This is a genomic window from Lacihabitans sp. LS3-19, from assembly GCF_024343575.1.
In the GTDB taxonomy this organism is placed as follows: domain Bacteria; phylum Bacteroidota; class Bacteroidia; order Cytophagales; family Spirosomataceae; genus Leadbetterella.
This window is the reverse complement of sequence record NZ_RJUA01000040.1, coordinates 1-2,124: the sequence shown is the minus strand read 5'-3', so window position 1 is coordinate 2,124 and position 2,124 is coordinate 1. Positions and strand designations below refer to the sequence as shown.

At 37.5% G+C, this 2,124-nt stretch carries 1 protein-coding gene; it reads right to left on the bottom strand.

The window, feature by feature from the left end; genetic code table 11:
* Nucleotides 1–2,124 (bottom strand): SdrD B-like domain-containing protein (locus tag EGI22_RS15085; RefSeq protein ID WP_310588165.1); only part of this gene is annotated, 2,124 nt, incomplete at both ends.

Below are 2,124 nucleotides of genomic sequence, written 5' to 3'. Positions count from 1 at the left end.
TAAGGATTCACATTGTCAGATGTATCGGTTACAGTTACACCTATTGGGTCAGTACCGAATACCAAGGCTGAGTTTGCAACATAGCCTCTTTCAATATCGGCAGCTAGTAAGGTATAATGTGCTATTGCAAATCCAGTTTGGTTTGGTGCCAACACGTTTGGTGAAACACTGATTGGACTGTTAGAAATCAAAGTGTCTTCAATGAAAACATTGCTTAACGTGATATTTCCAGTATTCAATACCGTAAATCCGTACGTGATTTTATCTCCAACTAAGCCTGTTCCTACCAAAACTCCATCTTTAGTCAATCTAATTTTTGGATCATAAAAATTAAATCCAGCGTCCATAGCATTTAGATTTCTGAGAGGGTCATTTAAGGTCAATGTTGTATTCACATTAAACAAATCAGTGATTCCAGTAATTGGATCGGCGTCTGAGTCGAGTTCAGAATCTGAGCCAATGTTTTTCAAATCAGCATTCATTCCTACTGGTTTAACAAATTGGAGACGGTAATCGCCGTTAATTACATTGTTAAATACATATTTTCCATCAATTCCTGAAACTGTCGTGTCAATAATTACACCTGACGCATTGAGTAAGTACACCGTAACGTTTGGCAATGGGGTATCCCCAGCATTTTGTGTATTTGAAAAGTCTTTATCTTCAAAAACATAGTCGCCAATAGAGCCATAAGGAACATATCCAGCGTCTTTTTTGGTATTGTTTCTCAAAGTATCATTGACAGGTTTAGTAACATCAATGCTAATTGTTTCAGTCCATCCCGACGTATTAATATCACTATCTAAGGTGTCAATTCCATTATATTGAGGTGAAACCATAGCCTCAGATGGGGTTTTAAAGAATAATTTGTAGTTCCCAGAAGGCAAAGAATCAAATAGATATTTTCCATTAATATCTGAAATTGTACTATCTAACAACACAGTTCCAGTTCCGTCGTAAAGGTAAACTTTAATACTATCCATAAAACTTTCAGTAAGCTCCTGCACGCCATTGTTATTGTAGTCTGCCCAAACTAAATCTCCAATGGAACCAAATCTTACTTCAATAACTTCTGTTGTAGCCGTTGCTGTACAACCGTTTAAGCTTTTTGCCGTTACGGTATAAATGCCAGGCGTAGAAATACTTACGGTATCATTGGTTCCTAATCCATTAGACCAAAGATATGATTCTCCTCCTTGAGCAATTCTTAGAACATTGCTTTGAAGGACACTAATAGTATCATTACCCAAGATTGTAGGCAATGGCATAATCGTATCTACAGCTACAACAATTGATGCAGTTGCCGTAAATCCATTCACAATATTGGTTTTTGTAACCGTATAAATCGTGGTTATTGAAGGCAAAGCGATCGGATTAGAAATATTAGCATCACTAAGTCCAATTGATGGCGACCAGCTATAGGTATGACCAATTTCAGCTATTTCTCCAATTTCTTGTCCTAAAGTATTATCAACGCAAGTAATGGTAAAGCCTGTTCCTGCCACTGCAATTGGAATACTATTATCTAAAGTTATTACCACTTGGTCTTGATCATCTTCCGTTGGAATATTATTGTTTGGCGTACTATTTGGATCAAATTGGTCTACGCCTACTACTTGTGCAATATTGGTATAGCTAATGCCTGATAAAGGAGGCAAAACCGTAGCTTTATAAGTTAGTATTTGAGAATTTCCTGACAAAATTGTAGGAATATTCCATACCAAAGAATCTACTAATAAATTTCCAGAATTGCTTATGTTGGTAATGTTTCCATAGCCATTTGGAATAGCATCTCCAATGGAAACATTCGTAGCAGAATCAGGCCCAGCATTATTGATGGTTAATGTAAAAATGACTACATCTCCCACAATTGGATTTAAATTGCTTATAGTTTTAGTTAAACTCAAATCCGCGATCTGAGCACGAGGGGTCACGGAATCATAATCATCTTCCGTAGGTACGTCATTGTCAGGCGTTGAGTTCGGGTCAAACTGGTCAGAAGCAATCACTTGAGCGACATTGGTAAAGGAAATACCCACACCAGGAGCCAAAACAGTAGCTTCATAAGTCAATACGACCGAACCACCCGAAGCGATAGATAAACCACTCCAAGTCAAAGTATCG